Source organism: Pseudomonas fluorescens (genome assembly GCF_000968015.1).
Classification (GTDB): domain Bacteria; phylum Pseudomonadota; class Gammaproteobacteria; order Pseudomonadales; family Pseudomonadaceae; genus Aquipseudomonas; species Aquipseudomonas fluorescens_W.
Genome location: NZ_LACH01000127.1, coordinates 1 through 262, shown reverse-complemented (window position 1 = coordinate 262; position 262 = coordinate 1). Strand labels below are relative to the sequence as shown.

Genomic DNA, 262 nt, shown 5'->3' with positions numbered 1-262 from the left:
GTTCGAAGAAGGCATCCGCGAAATCTGCGGCATCATTCACGACCACGGCGGCCAGGTGTACATCGACGGCGCCAACATGAACGCGATGGTCGGCCTCTGCGCCCCGGGCAAGTTCGGCGGCGACGTGTCGCACCTGAACCTGCACAAGACCTTCTGCATCCCGCACGGCGGTGGCGGCCCGGGCGTCGGCCCGATTGGCGTCAAGTCGCACCTGACCCCGTTCCTGCCGGGTCACGGCACCATGGAGCGTAAAGAAGGCGCG

At 66.4% G+C, this 262-nt stretch carries 1 pseudogene; it reads left to right on the top strand.

The features are described 5' to 3' along the window. Positions 1–262, top strand: a pseudogene (locus VD17_RS32875) (hypothetical protein); the annotation flags it as partial.